The sequence below is a fragment of the Streptomyces sp. NPDC052301 genome (genome assembly GCF_044593395.1).
Classification (GTDB): domain Bacteria; phylum Actinomycetota; class Actinomycetes; order Streptomycetales; family Streptomycetaceae; genus Streptomyces.
On the sequence record NZ_JBIUBE010000001.1, the window covers coordinates 15023 to 36443 of the forward strand.

Sequence of the window (21421 nt, forward strand, 5' to 3'; positions counted from 1 at the left end):
TGATACGGACATATCGGACCGTGTTGCTCATCACGTCAATGGGTCGAGCGGCGGCGGGAGTTCAGCCTCCGGTCCCGCCCAGCACGAGCACCTGGATGGCCAGGACGGCGGCGCCGCGGGCCCAGTCGTGGAAGTCGGAGACCTTCGTCTCCAGGCCGACGGGAGCTGCCAGCGGATGCCGGCGGGCGCGGATCGTCTCCCGGACCGTGTTCCCGGCCACATCCATCAGACCGACGCCCTCGCCGGCGAGCAGGATCTTCTGCGGCATCGCGAGGTTGGCGATCTGGGCGACCAGGGTGCCGAGCGCCCGGGCCGCCTCACCGATCACCCGGGACGCCATGGACTCCCCCGCGGCGGCGCGGGCGAGGATCTCCTCGTAGGGGACGTCACGTCCGGTGGCGGCGTGGATCTGGTAGCGGATGCTGGGGATGGTGAGCAGCGACACGGCGCTGCCGCGCTCACCGTCCGGGGTGAGCGGCCCGTACGGGTCGATGATCCAGTGCCGGCCGAAGCCGTGGTCCTCGCCGTCGCAGGGGACCCGCCGGCCGCCGAGCACCAGCCCGTAGCCGATGCCGGCGCCGATGGTCAGGACGACGAAGCGGTCCATTCCCCGGCCCGCGCCGAACCAGCTCTCGGCCTCGACCAGGGCGGCCACGTCGTTCTCCACGACGACCGGCAGTGCGGTGCGCTCCTCGACGAGGGCGGCGAGCGGCACGTCCCGCCACCCCAGGAAGGCGGACTCGACGACCACCGCCCGCTCGCGCACCGGGCCGCCCACACCGATGCCGATGCCCGTCGGCGTGGGGCGCCCGACCCCGAGTTCGGCGGCCATCCGCGCGATCAGGCCGGCCACGGCGACCGGGTCGTGCGTGGTGAGGGGCCGGTCGAGGCGGCCGGTGACGTCGCTGCGCAGGGTGGTCACGACGCCGTGGACCGCGTCTGCGGTGATCTTGAAACCGAGGAAGGAGCGGGAGTCGGCGACGACGTCGAGCGGCCGGGACGGACGGCCCTGCCGTGTCTGCGGCGCGACGCCCGACTCGGGGGCCTCGGCCAGCAGCCCGGACTCCACTGGAGTCGCCCGCGGTCGACGCAGTCGCGATCTTCACCCAGCGCTGGACGCACGGTCCGCTCGTGGTGCAGGGACTGAGCGCGGGCAAGCACGTGTACTCCGCCGTCCCCATGGCGATCACCGTCGACGAGATATCCGCGATCATCGACGCGGTCCGGGCGACCGGGCTGACGTACATGATGGGCGAGACCAGCCACTACCACCCGGCGACCGTGCACGCCCGCGACCGGATCGCCCGGGGCGCGTTCGGCCGGCTGTTCTACGCCGAGGGCGACTACGTCCACGACATGGACCTGGGTTTCTACGACGCCTACCGGTACAGCGGCGGCGAGCAGTGGAAGGCCACCGCCAGCTATCCCCCGCTGCTGTACCCGACGCACTCGGTGGGCGGGGTGCTCGGCGCCTGGCGGACGCACGCGGTGAGTGTGTCGGCGATCGGTGTGCGTGACGATCGCGGCGACGGCGTGTTCGACCGTTCGGTCAGCCGGTTCGACAACGACATCTCCAACGCGACCGCTCTGTTCGAGGTGGCGGGCGGCGGATCGTTCCGTACGAACGAGTTCCGGCGGGTCGGCTACCCCTCGCACATCCGCGAGTCCCGGTTCCGGTTCTTCGGCACGGAGGCCAGCATGGAGCAGCTGGCGACGGTGGCGCTGTGGCAGGACAAGAAGGGGGTGGAGGACATCAGTGAACTGCTGGAGCCCAAGCCGACCCTCTCCCCCGGCGACCCCTCGCTCCGGCATGTCGCGCCGGACCTGCGGGCGGCGTTCACCTCCGGTTCGGCGCCGGTGCACGACCGGGCGCGGCTGCCGCGGGAGTTCGACGGTCTGCACAACGGGCACGAGGGCAGCCACCACTTCCTGGCGGACGACTTCGTCACCGCGGTCGACACGCGCACGCTGCCGCCGGTCGACGCGTGGGTGGCCGCCCGCTACACCCTGCCGGGCATCGTCGCGCACGAGTCCGCGCGGCAGGGCGGGGTCCGGCTGGAGATCCCCGACTTCGGGGACGCGCCCGGGACGTGAGAACTCAGGTGCCGGGCTTGCGGCCGTAGACGAAGACGTCGTCGCCGTTCTTCAGCAGCGACCAGTACTTCTTGGCGTCCGTCTTGGTCATGTTGACGCAGCCGTGCGAGCCGGGCGGGTTCCACATGCTCAGGCCCACCGAGTGGAAGGCCTGGCCGCCGTCGAAGAACTGGCTGTAGGGCATCGGCACGTCGTAGATGTTCGAGACGTGGTCGATGTCCCGCCAGTAGATCTTCTTCAGGCCGGTGCGGGTGGTGTAGCCCTTGCGGCCGGTGCGCACGGGGACCGGCCCGTACACGAGCTTCTTGCCGTCCTGGACCCAGCTGAGCTGGAGCGTGAGGTTCACGCAGGCGATCCGGCCCTTGTTCACCGGGCACCTGCCGTCCTCGTTCGGGTTCTTCCCGACGGCCTTCTGCTTGTTCATCAGGTCCATCACGCCCCAGGTGACGGGTCCGGCGTAGCCGATGTCGGGCGTGATGCCGTGCTTGTCCTGGAAGGCCTTGACGGCCTTGCAGTCGGCGGCGGACTGCTTGCCGTCGACCGGCCGGCCGAGGAACTTCTCCACCTGCTTCTGGTACGGACCCGCCTGCGTGGTGCAGCTCGCGGCCTGCGCCGGTGCCGCGGTGAAGGCGAGTGTGAGCGGCGCCACCAGTCCCGTGACCCCCAGTACGACGGCGCCTCGTCTGCGTATGTCCCCCATGCGGACTCTTCCCCTCTCCCCTGGCGTCCGGGGCCTGCCCGGGCGTCTTCCTGCGCGATTCCCACGAACTCGGACTACTAGACCTGTCCGGGGGTGAGAGGGTTGTGGTTCCGGCCGCCCTGTGACGAAACGGTGAACTTGCGCCGACCGCACGGTCCACATTCCGGGAATTGGACCGGGATCGCGCCGGTGCCGTCGCTCTAGGCTGCGAGGCATGCACCCCGCACTCGCCGGCGATCTCTCCCGGCTCCCAGAACTGCTGCAGTCCGCCCGTGACTTCGCCGCGCGTGCGACGGCCGAACTGGCCGAGCGGCCGGTCGCGGCGCCCGGCCGGGCGCCCGCGCGGGCGCCCCTGCCGGACGAGGGGGCGGGCGGCGAGGCCGCTCTCGCGCGGTTCGCCGAGCGGTGGGCGGGGGGCTTCTCCGGCTCGGCCGGGCCACGGTACCTGGGCTTCGTCACCGGTGGCGCGACTCCGGCGTCGGTCGCCGGGGACTGGCTGACGTCCGCGTTCGACCAGAACCTGTCGGGGGCGGGCGGCTCGTGGGCGCAGGCGCTGGAGCGGGAGACGGTGGGCTGGCTGCGCGAGCTGTTCGGGCTGAGCGCGGCGCACAGCGGGGCGTTCGTGACGGGCGCGACCGCGTCCAACACGGTCGGCCTGGCGATCGGCCGGGAGTGGATCGGCGAGCGGCTGGGCGTGGACGTGTCCCGGCAGGGGGCCGCCGCGCTGGGCCCGGTCGACGTCCTCTCGGGCAGCCCGCACTCCAGCATCACCAAGGCGATGTCGGTGCTGGGCATGGGCCGGGACCGGCTGCGGCAGGTGCCGCTGCTGCCGGGGAACCGCGAGGCGGTCGACGTCACCGCCCTGGAGGCGGCGCTCGCCGAGCGGGCGGGACGGCCGGCGATCGTGGTCGCGAACGCGGGCACCGTGAACACCGTCGACTTCGACGATCTGCGGGCGATCGCCGCCCTGAAGGAGCGGTACGGCTTCTGGCTGCACGTCGACGCCGCGTTCGGCGGCTTCGCCGCGCTCAGTCCCGCGTACGCCGCTCTGGTCGACGGTCTCGACACGGCCGACTCGGTCTGTGTGGACCTGCACAAGTGGCTCAACGTCCCCTACGACGCGGCCGTGCAGTTCACCCGCCGGCGCGATCTGCAGGTGGCGGTGTTCCACAACGCCTCCCCCTATCTGGGTCTTCCGGCCGCCGAGCCCGACTTCCTGCATCTGACCCCGGAGAACTCCCGGCGGCTGCGCGCGCTGCCCGCGTGGTTCTCGCTGGTGGCCTACGGGCGCGCCGGGCACCGGGAGATCGTGGAGCGGAACGTGGCGCTGGCCCGCCGGCTCGGCGCGGGTGTCGACGCGCTGCCGGGGCTGCGGCTGCTGGCGCCGGTCCGGCTGAACGTCGTCTGCTTCACCCTCGCCGAGGATCCGACGCCGGAGCGGGTGGAGGCGCTGGCACGGGCGGTGGCCGAGTCCGGGGAGGCGTATGTGACGCCGACGGTGTACGGCGGGGTGCCGGGGCTGCGGGCCGCGTTCAGCAACTGGCGCACCACCGGAGCCGACACCGAGCGGGTGCTGGACGCGCTGGCGGCGGCCTCGGGCGGACGCCGTCAGGGGTGATGCACGGCCGTGTGGAAACCGGTGTTCACGGCGGTGAGGCCGCCGTCGACCACGAGGGTGGTGCCGGTGATCCACGCGGCGTCGCGGGAGGCGAGGAAGGCGACCGCGGCGGCGATGTCCTCGGGCTCCCCGACCCGGCCGAGCGGATACAGCGGGCGCAGCGCGTCGAGGTCGTCGTCGCGCCCCTGCCAGGCGGAGGTGCGGACCGTGCCCGGTGCCACGAGGTTCACCCGGACGCCCCGGGCCGCCGCGTGCCCGGCGAGGGTGCGGCTCAGCGAGCCGAGGCCGGCCTTCGCCGCGCTGTAGGCGTGGTTGCCGAAGTCCTGCAGGCCGTTGACTGAGCCGATGCTCACGATCGCCCCGCGTCCGCAGGCGGCGAGGTGCGGCAGGGCGGCGCGGCAGCAGCGGTGGACGCCGGTGAGGGTGATGTCGAGGTCGAGCGCCCATGCCTCGTCGGTGCCGTCCTCGAAGCGGGGGGTGTCCGGGGTGCAGTGGGCGGCGCAGTTGACCAGCACGTCGAGCGAGCCGAACGCGGCGACGGCCCGCTCGACGGCCGCCTCGACCGAGGCGCGGTCGGCGACGTCGCACGCCGCCGCCTCGGCGGCGAGGCCCTCGTCGCGTAGTGCGGCGGCGGTCCGCTCGGCCTCGGGCAGGTCCCGGTCGGTGACCAGGACCTGCCCGCCCTCCTCGGCGAGCCGCCGGGCGACGGCGGCGCCGATGCCGCGGGCCGCGCCGGTGACGAGAACTCCGTGTCCTGCGAAGCGGGTGTGATCGGTCATGGGGTGACCGTACGGCCCCGCGGGCGCCGTTTCACCGGTATCCGGTGACGTCCGCCGGCCTGCCCGCGTCCTGCACCTCGACCAGGTAGCGCCAGGCGTCGGGCCGGCTGCCGTCGAGGTCGGTGAAGCCGTAGACCTGGGCGAGCCCGCCGCTGGAGAGCGACCGTCCGTTGAACCGGGCCACGTCGGGGTCGGCGGCCAGCGCGGCCACGGCTCGGCCGGCGAAGCGCGGGGTCTCGGAGATGGCGAAGTGCGGTTCCTTCCCGCAGGCCTCGCGCCAGTTGTCCTCGCGGACGCCGTACGCGTCGAGCATCAGTTCCGAGCGCAGCCATCCCGGGGTGAGGGCGACGGCGGTGGCGCCGCGCGGGCCGAGTTCGTGGCCGAGCGCGAAGGCCATGCGCAGCACGGAGGCCTTGGCGAGGTCGTAGAAGAAGTTCACGCGGTAGGTGTCGCGGTTGTAGTCGGCGGTGCCGTCGGTGATCTCCACGACCAGGCCGCCGGGTCGGCGCAGCAGCAGCGGCAGCGCGTGGTGGCTGGTGACGGCGTGCGTCTCCACGGCGAGCCGGAGCATCCTGAGTCCGTTGTCGAGGTCGTGCTCCCACACCGGGGTGTCCCACTCGAAGAGCTTCTCCGCGCCCCAGATGTCGTTGACCAGGACGTCCAGCCGGCCCTGCTCGTCCGCGACGCGGTCCACCAGGGCGCGGACCGCGGCCCGGTCCAGGTGGTCGACCGGTACCGCGATGCCGTGTCCGCCGGCCGCGGTGACCAGGTCGGCGGTGTCCTCGATGGTCTCGGGCCGGTCGTACTCGGAACGGTGGGCGCGGGTGCTGCGGCCGGTGACGTAGACGGTGGCGCCGGCCGCGCCGAGTTCGACGGCGATGCCGCGCCCGGCGCCCCGGGTCGCCCCGGCGACCAGCGCCACCTTGCCCCTGAGCGGTTCCGACATGTCCGGCCTCCCGTGCGGTTCGACTGCTGTGGTCCTCCACTGTCACGGGAAAGCCGGACATCCTCTGTCGGTGTTGCACGCGGGTTTCAGTGTCCGCGCGCGATCCATTCCTCCAGGTGGGGCGCTTCGGCGCCGATGGTGGTGGGGTCGCCGTGGCCGGTGAGGACCTTGGTCTCCGGGGGGAGGGTGAGCAGACGGTCGCGGATGGAGTCGATGATCGTCGGGAAGTGGGAGAAGGAGCGTCCGGTGGCGCCGGGGCCGCCCTGGAAGAGGGTGTCGCCGGTGAAGACGGTGCCGAGTGCGGGGTCGTACAGGCAGACGGCGCCGGGCGCGTGTCCGGGGGTGTGCAGGACGGTGAGGTCGGCGCCGGCGGCCTCGATGACCTGACCGTCGAGGAGGTGGCGGTCGGGGTCGCGGTGGGGGTGGGTCTGCTTCCACAGCGGCAGGTCGTCGGGGTGCAGCCAGATGGTGGCGCCGGTGCGGTCGGCCAGTTCCGTCGCCGCGTTGATGTGGTCGTTGTGCGCGTGGGTGCAGACGATGGCGATCAGGCGCCGGTCGTCGACGGCCCGGGCGATGGCCTCGGCGTCGTGGGCGGCGTCGATGACGATCACCTCCCGCTCGTCGCCGACGATCCACACGTTGTTGTCCACGTCCCAGGTGCCGCCGTCCAGCGTGAACTGTCCGGAGGTGACGAGGCGTTCGATGCGCGTGGTCATCACAGCATCACCACCGAGCGCAGCACGTCGCCGTGGTGCATCCGCTCGAACGCCTGCTCCACCTCGTCGAGCCGGACCGTCTCGGTGACGAACGCGTCCAGCGGCAGGCGGCCCTGCAGGTGCAGGTCGATCAGCATGGGGAAGTCGCGGGAGGGCAGGCAGTCGCCGTACCAGGAGGACTTCAGGGCGCCGCCGCGGCCGAAGACGTCCAGCAGGGGCAGTTCCAGTTTCATCTCGGGGGTGGGGACGCCGACGAGGACGACGGTGCCGGCGAGGTCGCGGGCGTAGAAGGCCTGCTGGTACGTCTCGGGGCGGCCGACCGCCTCGATCACGACGTCGGCGCCGAAGCCGCCGGTCAGCTCACGGATGGCCTCGACCGGGTCGGTCTCCTTGGAGTTGACGGTGTGGGTGGCGCCGAGCGTGCGGGCCTTGTCGAGCTTGCGGGCGTCGATGTCCACGGCGATGATCTTCGCCGCGCCGGCGAGGTTGGCCCCGGCGACGGCCGCGTCGCCGACGCCGCCGCAGCCGATGACGGCGACGGAGTCGCCCCGGCCGACCCCTCCGGTGTTGATCGCGGCGCCGATGCCGGCCATCACCCCGCAGCCCAGCAGTCCGGCGACCGCCGGGGAGACGGCCGGGTCGACCTTGGTGCACTGTCCGGCCGCGACGAGCGTCTTCTCGGCGAACGCGCCGATGCCGAGCGCCGGGGAGAGTTCCTGGCCGGTGGCGGCGAGGGTCATCTTCTGCCGGGCATTGTGGGTGTTGAAGCAGTACCAGGGCCGGCCGCGCAAACAGGCACGGCAATTACCGCACACGGCACGCCAGTTGAGGATGACGAAGTCGCCGGGTGCCACGTCGGTGACGCCGTCGCCGACCGACTCGACGACGCCGGCGGCCTCATGGCCGAGGAGGAAGGGGAAGTCGTCGGAGATGCCGCCCTGCTTGTAGTGCAGATCGGTGTGACAGACCCCGCAGGCCTGGACGCGTACGACGGCTTCGCCGGGGCCCGGGTCCGGCACCACGATCGTCTCGACCCGTACGGGCTCGTCCTTCCCCGGTGCGATCACGCCGCGTACTTCCTGCGCCATGGCCTGGCCCCTTCCATCGAATGCCTACGCCGCCGACCCTACGCGCGACCGGCCGGTATCGGGACGGACCACGGCGGAGTCGGTGGATCTTTCCGGCCGTCGGAGACGCCGGCACCGGTTGTCCCGCAGCAACCGACCGAGCGAAGGGACCGAAAGAATCACGTAAGAATTTGACCGAATAATGTCATTCCATGATGGTAATTTTTTTGCAGGGTGCGGAACTTGGCCTGGTTTCCGTATCACGTCCGATCGTGCCTCCATAGGAGCATGCCTTCTGACGGCCGCAAGGGACGTACCGCATTCCTGTTCTCGGCCGGCGCCTCGTCACGGCCCGGGACGGGGCACGAGCTCCGGTCGGAATTCCCGGTGTTCGCCCAGACGCTGGACGACATCTGCGCGCGCCTCGATCCGTATCTCGAACTACCGCTGAAATGCGTGATGTTCGCGGCCGACGGCAGCCGCACGGCCGCACTGCTGGACCGGGCGCCGTTCGCCGGGCCGGCGGTGTTCGCGCTCCACGTGGCGCAGTACCGGCTGCTGCGCAGCTGGGGGTTGCGGCCGGACGTGGTGTTCGGCCACGCGGCCGGGCGGATGGCCGCCGCGTACGCCGCGGGTGTCTTCTCCCTCGCGGACGCCTGCCACGCGGTGGGCACCCTGGCCCGGCTGCTGGACGGCCTCGCCGGCACGACGGCGCGCTCCCCCCGTCCGGACGGGATCCTCGCCGCCTACGGCCGCACGCTCGCCACTCTCCACCCGCGTGCGCCGCGCCTCCCGCTCGTCTGCGACGTGACCGCCCGTCCGGTGGGCGCCGAGACCGCCGAGCCGGAGTTCTGGGTGCGGCACGCACCGCTGCGGCTCGCGGACGCCGTCGGCCCGCTGCATCACGACGGAGTCCGCACCTGGCTGGAGCTGGGTCCGTCGGACGTGCTCACCCGGCTGCTCCCGGACGTTCTCCCCGGCGGCACGGCCTCGGCCTTCGCGTTGTCGCGCGACTGGCCGGTGCTGCGCTCGGGAACGAACGCCGGCTGAGGGGCCGGGCAGCGGTGAGGGCCGCCCCGGCGGACGGCCCTCGTACGTGCCCCTGCCCAGGCCCCCGAACCCCCGGGCGGTTCAGGCCTGGACGGCCGGCAGCAGTCCCGTCACGGGTGCCGCGAGGTCGGTGACCTGGTGCAGCTCGTTCAGCCGGTTCAGCTCACCGAGCTGGTTCAGCCCGCGCAGCTGCTCGGAGACCCGCGGCATCCGGGCCTGCTGATCGGCGGGGATGTCACCGGCGGTGAGCGAGTCGAGCACGGTCATGGGGTTGATCTGGCCGGTGTGCGCCGTGCTCGCGTCGGCCGCGTTCGCCAGCGGGGCGGCAAGGCCCGTGACCCCGGCGGCCAGGCCGAGGGCGGCGACGATACGTCGTGTTGAGATCATGCCCTCAGCAACGGCGGCCGGCCCCGCGCGGACACGGCCGACGAGCGGCGCTCACCCGTGAGGCGGAGCACGGGGCCTGCGCTTGCCGAGGCCGCCGGGCCGGAGGAGCCTCGAAGGGTGGAGGCCCGTGCGGCTCGCTCCTCGTCGGGCCGCGGGCGTCCGAAGGAGGTCACCATGGGCACCGCGACAGGTTCCGCCTTCGACACCGAGACACTGCGCCGGGGCATAGAAGGGACCACCGGGAACACCCTTCTGTCGCTCTACGCCGACGACGCGGAGATCCGTATCGTCGACCGCAACAGCCAGCCCAGCCATCCCACCGTCCTGCGCGGCCGGGGTCAGATCGCCGAGATGCTGGACGACGTCTACCGGCGCGACATGACGCACAAGCTCGACCTGTGTGTCGTGCAGGGCGATCACGCCGCGTTCAGCGAGACCTGTCAGTACGGGGACGGCACCCGTGTCCTCGCCGAGTCGATGATCACCCTGCGCGACGGCAAGATCGCCAACCAGTTGATCATCCAGGCCTGGGACGAGTAGGCCCACCCCGGCATGACGGGCGGCGCCGGAAGGAGATACGCACGGGTCCAGGTCACCTCCCGGCTGACCTGGACCTTCTCGGCCCGGGCGGCCCTGGGACGGCTCCCTGTGGCACGCCCGCGGCGGCAGGCGCCGACTTCCCCGGCACATCTGCTCGTGCCCGCCGTTCTGCTCCGCTCGGCCCTGCGAGCAGCCCGCCGGCGCCCGCGTCCCGCGCTGCCGCGCGTACGCCGGACGCGGCACGGCCGGCTCCGGTGAGCCGGACATCCGTTGCAGCAGGGGAATCGAGCGCCGATGCGCCACGTCCGGCGGCACCGGACCCGGCCGTCCGCCGGACTCCGTGGTGCCCGTCCCGGCGGACGCGCCCCCAGGGGTGGCCGCCTGCTCCGTTACGCTGTACCCGGGCCGTGACTGGCGCTGAGGTGGAGTACCACCGGGGAGCGGCCCGTCGGGGATGCCGCGCGCCTGGGCGAGGAGAATCGATCCAGCTCAGGAGTGTGACGCATGACCCAGGCCCGCCTCATGGACGGCACCGCGCTCGCCCGGCGCATCGTCGAGGTCACCGCGGAGAAGGCCGCCGACCTCACCGCGCGCACCGGCACCGCCCCGTGCCTGGCCACCGTGCTGGTGGGCGAGGACCCGGCGTCCGTGACGTACGTCCGGATGAAGCAGAACCGCTGCCGCAAGGCCGGCATCGAGTCCCGGCGCGTAGCCCTGCCCGCCGCCACGACGACCGCCGAACTCGTCGGCACCCTGCGTGAGTTGTCCGCCGACCCGGGCGTGCACGGGATCCTGCTGCAGCACCCCGTGGGCGAGCACGTCGACGAGCGGGCCGCGTTCGAGGCGATCGCGCCGCAGAAGGACGTCGACGGGGTCACGTTCACCTCGTTCGCCGCGATGAGCTTCGGCCTGCCGGGCTTCGTCTCCTGCACGCCCGGCGGCATCCTGCGGCTGCTGGACGAGTTCGGCGTCGACCCGGCCGGGAAGCGGGCCGTGGTGGTGGGCCGCAGCGCGATCCTCGGCAAGCCCGTGGGCATGCTGCTCCTGGCCCGGGACGCCACCGTGACGTACTGCCACTCGCGGACCGCGGACCTGTCGGCGGCGGTCCGCGAGGCGGACATCGTCGTCGCCGCCGTCGGCCGGCCGCGGTTGATCCGCGGGCAGGACATCAAGCCCGGCGCGGTCGTGATCGACGCCGGCTACAACGCGGGCAACGTCGGTGACGTCGACTTCGACTCGGCCGTGGAGCGTGCCTCGCTGATCACGCCGGTGCCGGGCGGTGTCGGCCCGATGACGATCGCCACGCTGCTGGAGCAGACCGTCGAGGCCGCCGCCCGGCAGCTCGGGGCATAGCGGTCAACGCATCCAGGCGCTGTATCCCATCACGTCCCCGGCCTTCACGCCGTACTCCGGGTCGTCCTTGGTGAAGGTGTTCTCCATGCCGAGGACGGCACCGGTACGCGGTTCCAGGATCAGCATGTGCCGGATGCCGTCGGTGTCGTACAGGTACGCCTGGCCGGGGCGGCCGAGGCGGTCGGTCACCTCACCGGCCGCCCGCATCCCCCCGGCCTGGGCGAACAGCCGGACGACGGCCGCCGATTCACGGGCCCCGAGGGTCCAGTGGTCGAGGAGTTCCGCGACGGCGTCGAGGAGTTCGGCGGTGCTCAGCGCGGCCGTGCCGCGGTCGGTCGAGGGGCGGGCGATCTCGGTGAGGTAGGCGCGCAGCGCCCCCGCGGTGTGCGGCGGGGTCGCCTCGGGCGGGGCGTCGCTCCACATCGGCGGGTACGTGGTCCGGCTGACCACATGGCCGTCCGCCACCTCGTGCGGGGTGTCGCCCTCGTCGGTGAGAACCGGCCGGCCGGGCGTGCGCGGGTCGGTCGCCACGACCAGCTCGGTGTGGGTGTGGTCCGCACGCCAGCGCACGACACGCTCCTCGGGCAGGGTGACGGGCGGTTTCCCGTCGCTCATGCCGAGGCTCCACGACTGCACGTGGGTGCCCTTGCGCAGGGCGGGCGAGCCGCCCGACGCGGCCGCGTCGGCGAGGGCTGCCATCTCCTTCAGGGGTACGGGCCTGGAGTGGGCGTGGACGGTCAGCGGGCGGGGCGCGGCGACGGCCCGGGGTGTGCCCGGACCGCCGAGCACGGCGTCGGTGGCGATCACCAGGACGACGGCGGTGGCGGCGAGGCCCCAGAGCAGCCGGCCGCGCGGGGTACGGCCGGGCAGCGGCGCAAGCGGCCGGAAACGGCGCCGCGGGCGGGCTTCGTGCAGCAGTCGTTCCAGCTGCCGTTCGGCGCGGTGGTCCAGCGGGCCGTCGCCGAAGTGGGGGCCGTCGACGGGCACGGGGTTGGCGCGGCGGAGGAGGTCGAGTTCGTCAGCCATGGCGGTGGTCCTCACAGACTGTCGCGTCGGTGCTGGGCGCGGGATGCGGGACAAGGGCGCGCATCCGGTCGATCTCGGCTCGCAGGCGGCCCCGTGCCCGGTGCAGGCGCATCGCCGCGGCCCGGCTGCCGCAGCCCAGGGCCACCGCGATCTCGTCGGCGCCGAGCTCCTCCCAGGCCGCGAGGCGCAGCACCTCCCGGTCCGCCGGGGAGAGCCGGTCCAACGCCTCGTGCACCCAGGCGCCCGGGGCCTCAGCCTCCGGGCTCGCCACGATGTGCCGGCCGTGCGCGGTGTCGTCGTTGCCGATGCGGTCCACCAGCCGGCGCCGGCGCCCGTAGCCGCGTACCGCGTTCGCCAGGCAGTTGCGGGCGACCCCGTACAGCCAGGGCAGCGGGGTGGCCGGCAGGTCGGCCCGGCGGCGCCAGGCGACCGTGAACACCTCCGCCACCACTTCCTCCACCTCGTCGGGCCGCCCCTGCAGTCGCCTCGCCACATAGCGGCTGACCGCCCAGTAGTGCTCGCGATAGGCAGCGGCGAAGATCTCGTCGTTGCTCATGTTCGGTTCGTGTCCGGCACCCCCCGGATCGTCACACCCTTTCTCCGTGATGCTCCTCGCGTCGTCCGAGTGTGACCGGTGGGCCGGGCGCGGACACAGGCGGGGCGTGAAGAGGATCAGAGACATCAGGGGCATCAGGGCCGTGCGGTGGCTGACGAGCACCGACCACAAGACGATCGGGACGCTCTATTTGGTCACCGCGTTCGCGTTCTTCCTGATCGGTGGCGTGATGGCGCTGCTCATGCGCGCCGAGCTGGCCCGTCCGGGCCTGCAGTTCATGTCGAACGAGCAGTTCAACCAGGCGTTCACGATGCACGGCACGATCATGCTGCTGATGTTCGCGACGCCGCTGTTCGCCGGCTTCACCAACTGGATCATGCCGCTGCAGATCGGCGCGCCCGACGTGGCGTTCCCGCGGCTGAACATGTTCGCCTACTGGCTCTACCTGTTCGGCTCGACCATCGCGGTGGGCGGCTTCCTCACCCCGCAGGGTGCGGCCGACTTCGGCTGGTTCGCCTACTCCCCGCTGTCGGACGCGGTCCGCAGCCCGGGCATCGGCGCCGACATGTGGATCATGGGTCTGGCCTTCTCCGGCTTCGGCACCATCCTCGGCGCGGTCAACTTCATCACCACGATCATCTGCATGCGCGCCCCGGGCATGACGATGTTCCGCATGCCGATCTTCGTGTGGAACGTGCTGCTGACCGCCGTGCTGGTCCTGCTCGCCTTCCCCGTCCTGGCCGCCGCGCTGTTCGCCCTGGAGGCGGACCGTAAGTTCGGAGCGCACGTCTTCGACGCCGCCAACGGCGGAGCACTGCTGTGGCAACACCTCTTCTGGTTCTTCGGCCATCCGGAGGTGTACATCATCGCGCTGCCGTTCTTCGGCATCATCTCCGAGGTCATCCCGGTCTTCTCGCGCAAGCCGATGTTCGGCTACATGGGCCTGATCGCCGCGACCATCGCCATCGCCGGCCTGTCCGTGACGGTGTGGGCCCACCACATGTACGTCACCGGCGGTGTGCTGCTGCCGTTCTTCTCCTTCATGACGTTCCTGATCGCGGTGCCGACCGGTGTGAAGTTCTTCAACTGGATCGGCACCATGTGGAAGGGCTCGCTGTCCTTCGAGACGCCGATGCTCTGGGTGATGGGATTCCTCATCACGTTCGTGTTCGGCGGGCTGACGGGCGTGATGCTCGCCTCGCCGCCGATCGACTTCCACATCTCGGACTCGTACTTCGTGGTGGCGCACTTCCACTACGTGGTGTTCGGCACCGTCGTCTTCGCGATGTTCTCCGGCTTCCACTACTGGTGGCCGAAGTTCACGGGCAAGATGCTGGACGAGCGCCTCGGCAAGATCACGTTCTGGACGCTGTTCGTCGGCTTCCACGGCACCTTCCTGGTCCAGCACTGGCTGGGCGCCGAGGGCATGCAGCGCCGTATCCCGGATTATCTGGCGGCCGAAGGGTTCACCACGCTCAACACGGTCTCCTCCATCTTCTCGTTCCTGCTCGGTTCGTCCCTCCTCCCCTTCTTCTACAACGTGTGGAAGACGGCCAGGTACGGCAAGCCGGTCGGCGTGGACGACCCGTGGGGCTACGGCCGTTCGCTGGAGTGGGCGACCTCGTGCCCGCCGCCGCGGCACAACTTCGTCGCCCTGCCCCGCATCCGCAGCGAGTCCCCGGCGTTCGACCTGCACCACCCCGAGGTGACGGAGCGGGAGCGGGAGTTGACCGCGCCGTGACGGCCGGGGAACCGTGCGAGCAGGAGGCAAGGGCTCTCGTCCAGGAGATCGAGGGCCATCTGCTGCTCGCCGCCGTACGACAGGAGGGCCGTGACGCCGCGGCACGGCTCGCGTCCCGGCTGGGCCGGCTCACCGACAGCCAACAGGCGGAGGTCGAGCGGTGCTTCGAGACCGAGTACCTGGCGCTGGCCCGCTCCTCGTGGCGCCGTACCGCCGAACGCGCCGAGGAACTGCGGCAGGCGTACGAATCGCGCTACCGCACGCTGCGGCAGCGGCTGCTGGCCTGCTGTGTACTCGGGTGTGCCCTGCTGGCGACGGCCGTCCTGGTGATCGTCTCCGCCGCTCCCGGCTGACCCGGCCGGGGAAGCACGCGCATCTCATGCGTCCGCACGAGAAGCAATCCCCGCTCCCTCCTGCTTCGTACCCAGGGACATGACGGTCGCCGAGGAGTGATCGATCGATGGCAGGGATGGTGGGAGCAACAGCATGCTTACGCGGCGCATTCTGTACCGTTCCGCACATGCCGAGGACGCACGGGGCCCCCGGACCGCCGTGCCGGAGTCCTACGCCGCGGATGCGGGCATTCTGCTTCTCAGACTCACCTTCGGACTGCTGATGGCCGCGCACGGCGCTCAGAAGCTGTTCGGGATCTTCGGTGGCCACGGTCTGACGGCGACCGGAAAAGGATTCGCGGCCCTCGGTTACCACCCGGGAAAGGTCTTCGCCGCGATCTGCGGCGGATCCGAATTCCTCGGGGGCCTCGGGCTGGCTGCCGGGCTGCTCACCCCGCTGGCGGCCGCCGCCGTGATCGGGGTGATGATCAATGCGATGGTGACGGTGACCGCTGCCCATGGTCTGTGGGAGACGAACGGCGGGGTCGAGTACAGCGTGTGCATCAGCGTGGTCGCCCTGGTCATCGCCGCTCTGGGCCCGGGGCGGCTGGCCCTGGACCGGTTCTTCCTGTGGGGCCGGGGCGGCTGGGGCGAGGCCGCCTTCGCTCTCGGCCTGGGAGGTGCGTCGGCGGCGATCGCGCTCGGTCTGTGACCCGAATCGGCCGTACTGACCGCGTCGTCGATCCCGCGTGGGTCGCGGTGCGGCCGCACTGGCCGTCGTGCGCGTTGCGATCATGACGGCGGGTTCCCGGGGCGACGTCGCCCCCTGCACCGGACCGGGCCACCGGCTCGCGCCGGCGGGACACGAGGTCCGGGACACGAGGTCACCGTGGTGACGCACGAGCGTTTCGCGCCGCTCGTGGCTGGCTCGGTCGTCCGCTCGTGGCGGGCTCGGTCGTACGGTTCCACGCGCTGCCGGTGGATCCTCCGGCCGAGCCGGAGTCACCGCGGGGGCGGGGGCTGCACCGCGGCGCCGACGGCGCCGGGAAGCAGCTGCGGGTGGTGGATCTGGCCCGGCGGCTGGTCGGGCGGATGACCGAGGACCTGCTCCGGGCGGCCCATGACCGTCGACGGTCCGGCCGGCGCCCCGGTGCGGGCCACCCGGGACACCGCCCACCGGGAGCGGGCGCGCACTCTGGGCGTCCGCATCCACGGCGAGGACGGCGCCGCACCGGCGCTGGAGGCGGTGCGGCGGCCGGCCCGACCCGGGTCAACCGGTGGTGAGCACCATCCGGAAGCGGGCCTTGCCGGCGAGCATCTTCTGGTACGCCGCGTCCGCGTCGTCCAACGGCACCGTCTCGGTCATCGGGCGGATGCCGTGCAGGGCGCTGAAGGCCATCGTGTCCTCCACGTCCTGCGAGGTGCCGGACGGGTGGCCGCGCACGACACGGCCTGCCATGAGCAGCTGGGCCGGGTTCATGCCGAGCGGTGCCGTGTCCGCGCCGATGACGACCAGCTCGCCGCGGTGGGCGAGGCCGTCCACGGTGGCCGTGATGGCCTCGGAGTTCCCGGCGGTGGCCAGGACGGCCTTGGCGCCACCCAGGGACTGCAGCGCCTCGGCCACCGGGGTGCCGGAGGTGCTGTCGATGTAGTGGTGGGCGCCGAGCTGCTTGGCGAAGTCGGCCTTCTCCGCCCCCCGGGCGATGCCCACCGTCTCGAAGCCCATGGCCACCGCGTACTGCACCCCGAGGTGCCCCAGGCCGCCGAGGCCGAGCACCGCGACCAGATCTCCGGGCCGGGCGGAGCTGCGTCGCAACCCGTTGAACGTGGTCACGCCGGCGCAGGCCATCGGTCCGGCATCACCGGCCGCCACACCCTCGGGGATACGGGCCAGGGCGTCGGCGGGTGCGATCACCTTCTCGCCGAAGCCCCCGTCGTAGGCCCATCCCGGCACCTTCAGGTTCTCGCACACGATGAAGTCGCCCTCACGGCAGGGCCTGCAGCGCCCGCAGCTGCCGCCGAACCAGCCGACGGCCACCCGGTCGCCGGCCTGCCACCCACGCTCCCGCACACCCTCGCCCAGCTCCTCGATGCGTCCGGCGATCTCGTGCCCGGGCACCTCCGGGAACGTCACGCCCGGCAGTCCACCGCTGACGAAGAGCGCGTCGCTGTGGCAGATGCCGCACGCCTCCACCGCGATCCTGACGTGGCCTGGCCCCGGCTGCGGCACCTCGCGCTCGACCAGCTCGAAGGTGCCGTTCGCGGCGGTCACCTGTGCGACTCGATAGGTACTCATGGGTCTCTCCCGAGTGCGGGTGGGACGGCTTCCCTCCCAGCAGACCAGCTCCGGGCCCATCACGCGCGCCGAACGGCCGGACCCTCGCGGTCCCGGTCCGACCCGGCCCCGCCCCCGCGGCCGCCCGTGTCACCCGCCCGGGACGGGTGCGCATCACCCGGCCCCGGGACGCCAGCCCTCGGGCCGGAGCATCCCCAGCAGGAGCCGGACCAGTTCGTCCACCACCTCGTCCAGCGTGGCGTCCACCCAGCCCGCGCTCCAGTCGTGCAGCAGGCCGTTGACGCTGCCGATGAAGGCAGCCGCCGCGAGCCGGTAGTCGCGGCGTGCCGCCTCCCCGCGCGCCACCGCCGCGTCCGCCTCGGCGCGGATGAGGTCGATCCAGCGGGCCCGGCGGGCGAGCCGCTGCTCCTCCAGGCGGGCGCTGACGCCGATGATCTCCACGAAGGCGATCCGGATGCGGCGCGGGTCGACGGTGACGTCGCGGGCGTAGGCGTGGAAGAGCACGGCGACCCGCTCGGCCAGGGGCAGCCCCTGCGCCGAGGCGAGCGCGTCCAGGACCGCCTGCTCGGCCCAGTCGTTGACCTGGAGATGGAGGGCGGCGAGCACGTCCTCCAGGGTGCGGAACTCCTCGTAGAACTGCCGGGTGGACAGTCCCGCGGCCCGGCTGAGCGCGGCGACGGTCGTGCCCCGGTAGCCCGGGTCGTCGCCGAACAGCCGCAGCGCCGCGTCCAGGAAGCGGCGGCGCCGCTCGGCCTGGCGTTCCTCGGCGGATCTGCCGCCGTAGCGGCCCGTCGGCGCCCTGAGCCTCCCCGTCACGCGTCCCCCTCCGTCGTACCACCGGCCCCAATCTTGTCGTGCACACATCTTGTCGAGAAGCCCGACCTCTCCTTACTTTTCAGTAAGTACACAGTGAATGCGCGCGTGTTCAGACTTCCCCCCGCAGACCTCCTTGAGGAAAGAGAGCAGTCATGCCTGCCACCAGAACCAGGCACCTGTGCTCCGTGGCCGCCGCCCTCGTCCTGACCGCCGCCGCACCGGCGACCGCCGCCTCCGCCGCCACGGCCGCGTCCGACGGCCTGCGCGAGGTGCTGTTCGTCGGCGACAACTGGGACGGCACCGCCGATGTCGTCGCGTCCTCCGGCGACTTCGCGAAGGTCGGCCGGATCGATGTCGTCCCCGACAAGCAGCAGCGGCTGGCGGAGATCAACGCCGACCCGATCAAGTGGATCTACTACACGTCCATCCGTAACGAGGTCGGCGAGGGGCACGACCAGTACGTGGACGACATGTACTCCACCCCGGACGGGAAGTCCGTGGTCGTCTCGCGCCCGAGCTTCGCCGACGTGGTCTCCATCGACCTGGTGACCGGCAAGGTCAACTGGCGTTTTCCCGTGGCCGGTTACCGCGCCGACCACATGGCCGTCTCCCCCGACGGCACCCGTGTCGCGGTCTCGGCCTCCACCGCGAACAAGGTGCAGGTCCTGGACATCGGCACGGGCAAGGAACTCGGCGAGTTCGGCACCGGCGACAAGCCGCACGAGAACTTCTTCACAGACGGCGGGAAGTACATCTGGAACATGTCGATCGGCGAGGTCACCACCTCCCTCGACACTCCGGGGTGGGACTGGACCAAGGGCGACCGTCACCTCACGATCGTCGACGCGACCACGTTCAAGCAGGTCAGGACCATCGACATGCGACAGCGACTGGACGCGGCCGGACTGAGGGACTTCTCCGACGCGGTCCGGCCCGCCGCCTTCACGCCCGACTGGTCCAAGCTGTACTTCCAGGTGTCGTTCTTCAACGGCTTCCTCGAGTACGACGTGGCCACGGACAAGATCACCCGGGTGAAGACGCTCCCGGAGAACCCGGCGACGAACCCTGACCGCACCACCTGGCTGCTGGACTCCCGCCACCACGGCATCTCCATGAACCCCGAGGGCACCAAGCTGTGCGTGGCCGGGACGATGGACAACTACGCGACCGTCGTGGACCGGGCGTCCTTCGACGTGGGCCCGCTCGTCACTGCATCGACGCCGTACTGGGCGACCGTCAGCGGCGACGGCAAGGACTGCGTCGTCTCCGAGGCCGGCGCAGACCGGATCACGGCCATCGACTTCGCCACCGGGCGGAAAGTGCTGTCCGTGCCGGTCGGCGACCATCCGCAGCGCGTCCGGCTCGGACACGTGCCGGCCGGCTGGACGGGTGCGAGCGGGGGCTGAGCGTCGAGTCGAGCAGGGGTCGAACGGGGGGTTGAGCCCGTACGGCCTCCGGGACGCCCCACTCGCCCGGAGGCCGTACGGCCACGCGTCAGAAGTGCGCCGTCGCCCAGGTGGCCAGCTCGGACCTCGCCGCGTTCAGCAGATCCGCCGAGGGTGCCGTCGCACCGTCGGTCACCAGCGCGTAGTGCAGCACTCCGGAGTCGGTGTCGCCGAGCAGCAGCCGGCGGCTGCCCGTGCCGCCCGGCTCCGGGGCCACCCCGACCGGAGTGGCGGCGGTGTACGCGGGCGGGGCGTACACGGTGCCCAGGTCGGAGACGACCGTGGTGGACGCGGTGGGGAAGGACGCCGGCAGGTGCAGTTCGGTGGGCGCGGAGCCGCTGCCGGAGCGCCACACCAGCAGCCCGTACCGACCGGAGCCGACCAGCCGGGCCACGTGCGGCAGGGTGCCCGGGACCGGGTTCCAGGTGAGGGTGTCGGAGCCGTCGCGCGAGCGGTCCTCGTAGGTGAAGGCGAGGGTCGTACCGGCCGTGGCGCTCGGGTAGAGGCGGTCCAGCAGGCGGGCGTCCTGGCGCAGGGCGACCTGCCCGGAGTCGTCCAGCCGCACGGCGGAGAGGTCCTCGTCGTTCCAGGCGTCACCGGAGGTGCGTACCTTGCCGGGGTTGCCGTTCATCAACTCGTGGTGGCGGCCGTCGTAGAGGTCCCACTGCCACTGGGTGCCGGACAGCACCGGCCCGGAGGCGGCGGGGTCGGACCACCAACGGGCGCCGGGAAGACGGGAGTCCAAGGCCTGGTACATGGCCTTCAGGACGGTCGGCGCCTTGTCGGACACAGTGCCGGACAGGGGGTGCCCGAACTCGCCGACCACGGCCGCGGTGCCGGCCGCGGCGGCACGGTCCCGGACGGCGCCGAAGTCGGTGGCGTACCGGCCGTCTGCCGCCTTGCCCCACATCAGGATGCCGGAGATGGCCTTCTGGTCGTAGAAGTGGGTGTTGAAGACGTAGCGCGGGCCCAGTGTGCCCGCGTCGAGCAGGCCGCCCTCCTGCTTCTGGGCGGCGATGTCGGCGTTCCAGAAGAGGTTGGGCTCCACGAAGGCGGGCTTGTCCTGCCAGCCGGCCGCGTCCATGCGCGCGCGGAACCTCTCGTAGAACGGCCAGAGCAGGTCGCGTTCCCAGGTGCGGGAGGTCTGCCCGGGGTCGTAGCCGCCCGCGTACGGCTCGTTGTACGGGTCGAAGCCGGCGATGCCCGCGAACTCGGCTGCGGACAGGTGCTGTCGCAAGTAGGCCATGGTCGTCCGGGCGGTGGCGAGGAAGGCGTCCTGCAGGCCGTGGTCGTTGTGCCAGAAGTCGTACTGCGCCTGCCGCACTGCGGCGTTCTGGGTGATGTTCTGGCCCCAGAAGAGGCAGATGCCGCAGGACTCGGCGGGGTACCTCCCGGCGTCCACGGCCCACTCGGGGGCGCCGTCGCCGGTGTACCAGCTGCCGGCGGTGAACAGGTGGCGGGAGTACAGGTCCTGATGGAAGTCGGGGTAGACCCGGACGCCCGCGTCGAGGAAGGCCCGCACCTGTGCGGTGACGGCGGCCAGATAGGCGGTGTCGACCTGGCCGCGCACCGGTTCGGCGTGCGCCCAGGAGAGCAGGAAGCGGACCGCGTTGCCGCCGCCGAGTGCGCGCAGGGCGGTCGCGGACTTCTCGGCATCGGCGACCGAGGCGAAGGGCAGGCCGGCGTTCTCCTCCAGTTTGGCCTCGCCGGAGACGTTGTAGCCGCGCAGTACGATCTCGCGGCCCTGGCCGTCGGCGAGACGGCCGCCCTGCACGGTCAGGGGGGCGCCGTCGAACCACAGGGAGTCGGCGGGGGAAGGGGTGGGGTCGGCGGCGGTGGCGGACGGGGGACCCGTCACCGCCAGGAAGCCGCAGGGGAGGGCCAGAACGGCCATCAGACGCACCCGGATAGTCGGCATGTCCACCACAGTCCGGCGGCGCCCCGGCACCGTCAATACCT

The 21421-nt window shown here is 72.0% G+C and carries 20 protein-coding genes, 2 pseudogenes and 1 riboswitch; of the genes and pseudogenes, 10 read left to right on the forward strand and 12 right to left on the reverse strand.

Annotation, left to right across the window (positions count from 1 at the left end; translation table 11 throughout):
• Positions 1–61: 61 nt before the first annotated feature.
• Positions 62–1069 carry an ROK family protein gene (locus ACIHEJ_RS00070; protein ID WP_400130807.1) on the reverse strand — a complete coding sequence of 336 codons (1008 nt, stop codon included), beginning with the start codon at positions 1067–1069 and terminating at the stop codon, positions 62–64.
• Here ACIHEJ_RS00070 and ACIHEJ_RS00075 point away from each other — a divergent pair.
• A pseudogene (locus ACIHEJ_RS00075) lies at positions 1066–2094 on the forward strand (Gfo/Idh/MocA family protein); the annotation flags it as partial. The gene ACIHEJ_RS00070 and the pseudogene ACIHEJ_RS00075 sit on opposite strands and share 4 nt — an antisense overlap.
• Before the next feature lie 4 nt (positions 2095–2098).
• Here the strand turns inward: ACIHEJ_RS00075 and ACIHEJ_RS00080 are convergent.
• Positions 2099–2794, reverse strand: coding sequence for a L,D-transpeptidase family protein (locus tag ACIHEJ_RS00080; protein WP_400130809.1), 696 nt, complete (start codon positions 2792–2794; stop codon positions 2099–2101).
• A 214-nt stretch (positions 2795–3008) separates the two neighbouring features.
• Here ACIHEJ_RS00080 and ACIHEJ_RS00085 point away from each other — a divergent pair, with 214 nt between their 5' ends.
• On the forward strand, positions 3009–4412 hold the full coding sequence (locus tag ACIHEJ_RS00085) for a pyridoxal phosphate-dependent decarboxylase family protein (RefSeq protein ID WP_400130811.1): 1404 nt from the start codon (positions 3009–3011) through the stop codon (positions 4410–4412).
• Here the strand turns inward: ACIHEJ_RS00085 and ACIHEJ_RS00090 are convergent.
• From ACIHEJ_RS00090 to ACIHEJ_RS00105, 4 genes are all read right to left on the reverse strand, one after another.
• Positions 4403–5191 (reverse strand): SDR family NAD(P)-dependent oxidoreductase, encoded by a 789-nt coding sequence (locus tag ACIHEJ_RS00090; protein WP_400130813.1) that lies wholly within the window; start codon positions 5189–5191, stop codon positions 4403–4405. The genes ACIHEJ_RS00085 and ACIHEJ_RS00090 overlap by 10 nt on opposite strands.
• 31 nt (positions 5192–5222) lie before the next feature.
• Positions 5223–6137, reverse strand: a complete 915-nt coding sequence (locus ACIHEJ_RS00095) for an SDR family oxidoreductase (protein WP_400130815.1) — start codon at positions 6135–6137, stop codon at positions 5223–5225.
• An 86-nt stretch (positions 6138–6223) separates the two neighbouring features.
• Positions 6224–6853, reverse strand: coding sequence for an MBL fold metallo-hydrolase (locus ACIHEJ_RS00100; RefSeq protein ID WP_400130817.1), 630 nt, complete (start codon positions 6851–6853; stop codon positions 6224–6226).
• Positions 6853–7941: an S-(hydroxymethyl)mycothiol dehydrogenase gene (locus ACIHEJ_RS00105; protein WP_400130819.1), complete on the reverse strand. Its 1089-nt coding sequence runs from the start codon at positions 7939–7941 to the stop codon at positions 6853–6855. Before ACIHEJ_RS00105 ends, ACIHEJ_RS00100 begins: the two co-directional genes overlap by 1 nt.
• A 267-nt stretch (positions 7942–8208) precedes the next feature.
• On the opposite strand from ACIHEJ_RS00105, the gene ACIHEJ_RS00110 reads away from it, so the two are divergent.
• Positions 8209–8970: an acyltransferase domain-containing protein gene (locus ACIHEJ_RS00110; protein ID WP_400130821.1), complete on the forward strand. Its 762-nt coding sequence runs from the start codon at positions 8209–8211 to the stop codon at positions 8968–8970.
• Positions 8971–9051: 81 nt separating this feature from the next.
• Here ACIHEJ_RS00110 and ACIHEJ_RS00115 read toward each other — a convergent pair whose 3' ends face one another.
• Positions 9052–9357 (reverse strand): hypothetical protein, encoded by a 306-nt coding sequence (locus tag ACIHEJ_RS00115; RefSeq protein ID WP_400130823.1) that lies wholly within the window; start codon positions 9355–9357, stop codon positions 9052–9054.
• 174 nt (positions 9358–9531) lie between these two features.
• Here ACIHEJ_RS00115 and ACIHEJ_RS00120 point away from each other — a divergent pair, with 174 nt between their 5' ends.
• Entirely contained in the window at positions 9532–9897 is a 366-nt protein-coding gene (locus ACIHEJ_RS00120; RefSeq protein WP_400130825.1) for a nuclear transport factor 2 family protein, read from the forward strand.
• Between the two features lie 397 nt (positions 9898–10294).
• A riboswitch (ZMP/ZTP riboswitch) is annotated at positions 10295–10375 on the forward strand.
• Between the two features lie 26 nt (positions 10376–10401).
• Positions 10402–11250 (forward strand): bifunctional 5,10-methylenetetrahydrofolate dehydrogenase/5,10-methenyltetrahydrofolate cyclohydrolase, encoded by an 849-nt coding sequence (locus tag ACIHEJ_RS00125; RefSeq protein ID WP_400130827.1) that lies wholly within the window; start codon positions 10402–10404, stop codon positions 11248–11250.
• Positions 11251–11253: 3 nt separating this feature from the next.
• Here ACIHEJ_RS00125 and ACIHEJ_RS00130 read toward each other — a convergent pair whose 3' ends face one another.
• Together ACIHEJ_RS00130 and ACIHEJ_RS00135 are read right to left on the reverse strand one after the other, a co-directional pair.
• A complete protein-coding gene (locus ACIHEJ_RS00130; RefSeq protein ID WP_400130829.1) occupies positions 11254–12276 on the reverse strand; it encodes a CU044_5270 family protein in 1023 nt (340 codons plus the stop codon).
• Positions 12269–12832 carry an RNA polymerase sigma factor gene (locus ACIHEJ_RS00135; protein WP_400130830.1) on the reverse strand — a complete coding sequence of 188 codons (564 nt, stop codon included), beginning with the start codon at positions 12830–12832 and terminating at the stop codon, positions 12269–12271. Before ACIHEJ_RS00135 ends, ACIHEJ_RS00130 begins: the two co-directional genes overlap by 8 nt.
• A 106-nt stretch (positions 12833–12938) precedes the next feature.
• Here ACIHEJ_RS00135 and ctaD point away from each other — a divergent pair, with 106 nt between their 5' ends.
• The 4 genes and pseudogenes from ctaD to ACIHEJ_RS00155 all read left to right on the forward strand — a co-directional run.
• A complete protein-coding gene (gene ctaD, locus ACIHEJ_RS00140; RefSeq protein WP_400130832.1) occupies positions 12939–14573 on the forward strand; it encodes a cytochrome c oxidase subunit I in 1635 nt (544 codons plus the stop codon).
• On the forward strand, positions 14570–14926 hold the full coding sequence (locus ACIHEJ_RS00145; RefSeq protein WP_400130834.1) for a hypothetical protein: 357 nt from the start codon (positions 14570–14572) through the stop codon (positions 14924–14926). The genes ctaD and ACIHEJ_RS00145 overlap by 4 nt, the downstream gene beginning before the upstream one ends.
• Before the next feature lie 133 nt (positions 14927–15059).
• Positions 15060–15617 (forward strand): DoxX family protein, encoded by a 558-nt coding sequence (locus ACIHEJ_RS00150; protein WP_400130836.1) that lies wholly within the window; start codon positions 15060–15062, stop codon positions 15615–15617.
• A gap of 82 nt (positions 15618–15699) precedes the next feature.
• Positions 15700–16027: pseudogene (locus ACIHEJ_RS00155) on the forward strand (hypothetical protein); the annotation flags it as partial.
• A 148-nt stretch (positions 16028–16175) separates the two neighbouring features.
• Here the strand turns inward: ACIHEJ_RS00155 and ACIHEJ_RS00160 are convergent.
• The gene (locus ACIHEJ_RS00160) at positions 16176–17201 is read right to left on the reverse strand and encodes an alcohol dehydrogenase (protein ID WP_400130837.1); all 1026 of its coding nucleotides are present in this window, start codon (positions 17199–17201) and stop codon (positions 16176–16178) included.
• Between the two features lie 153 nt (positions 17202–17354).
• On the reverse strand, positions 17355–18017 hold the full coding sequence (locus ACIHEJ_RS00165; protein WP_400130839.1) for a TetR/AcrR family transcriptional regulator: 663 nt from the start codon (positions 18015–18017) through the stop codon (positions 17355–17357).
• A gap of 152 nt (positions 18018–18169) precedes the next feature.
• Between ACIHEJ_RS00165 and ACIHEJ_RS00170 the strand changes: the two genes are divergently transcribed.
• Complete coding sequence (locus ACIHEJ_RS00170) at positions 18170–19423, forward strand: YncE family protein (protein WP_400130841.1); 1254 nt, start codon at positions 18170–18172, stop codon at positions 19421–19423.
• A gap of 88 nt (positions 19424–19511) precedes the next feature.
• On the opposite strand, the gene ACIHEJ_RS00175 is transcribed toward ACIHEJ_RS00170, so the two are convergent.
• Positions 19512–21380 (reverse strand): cellulase family glycosylhydrolase, encoded by a 1869-nt coding sequence (locus ACIHEJ_RS00175; RefSeq protein ID WP_400130843.1) that lies wholly within the window; start codon positions 21378–21380, stop codon positions 19512–19514.
• Between the last annotated feature and the right edge of the window lie 41 nt (positions 21381–21421).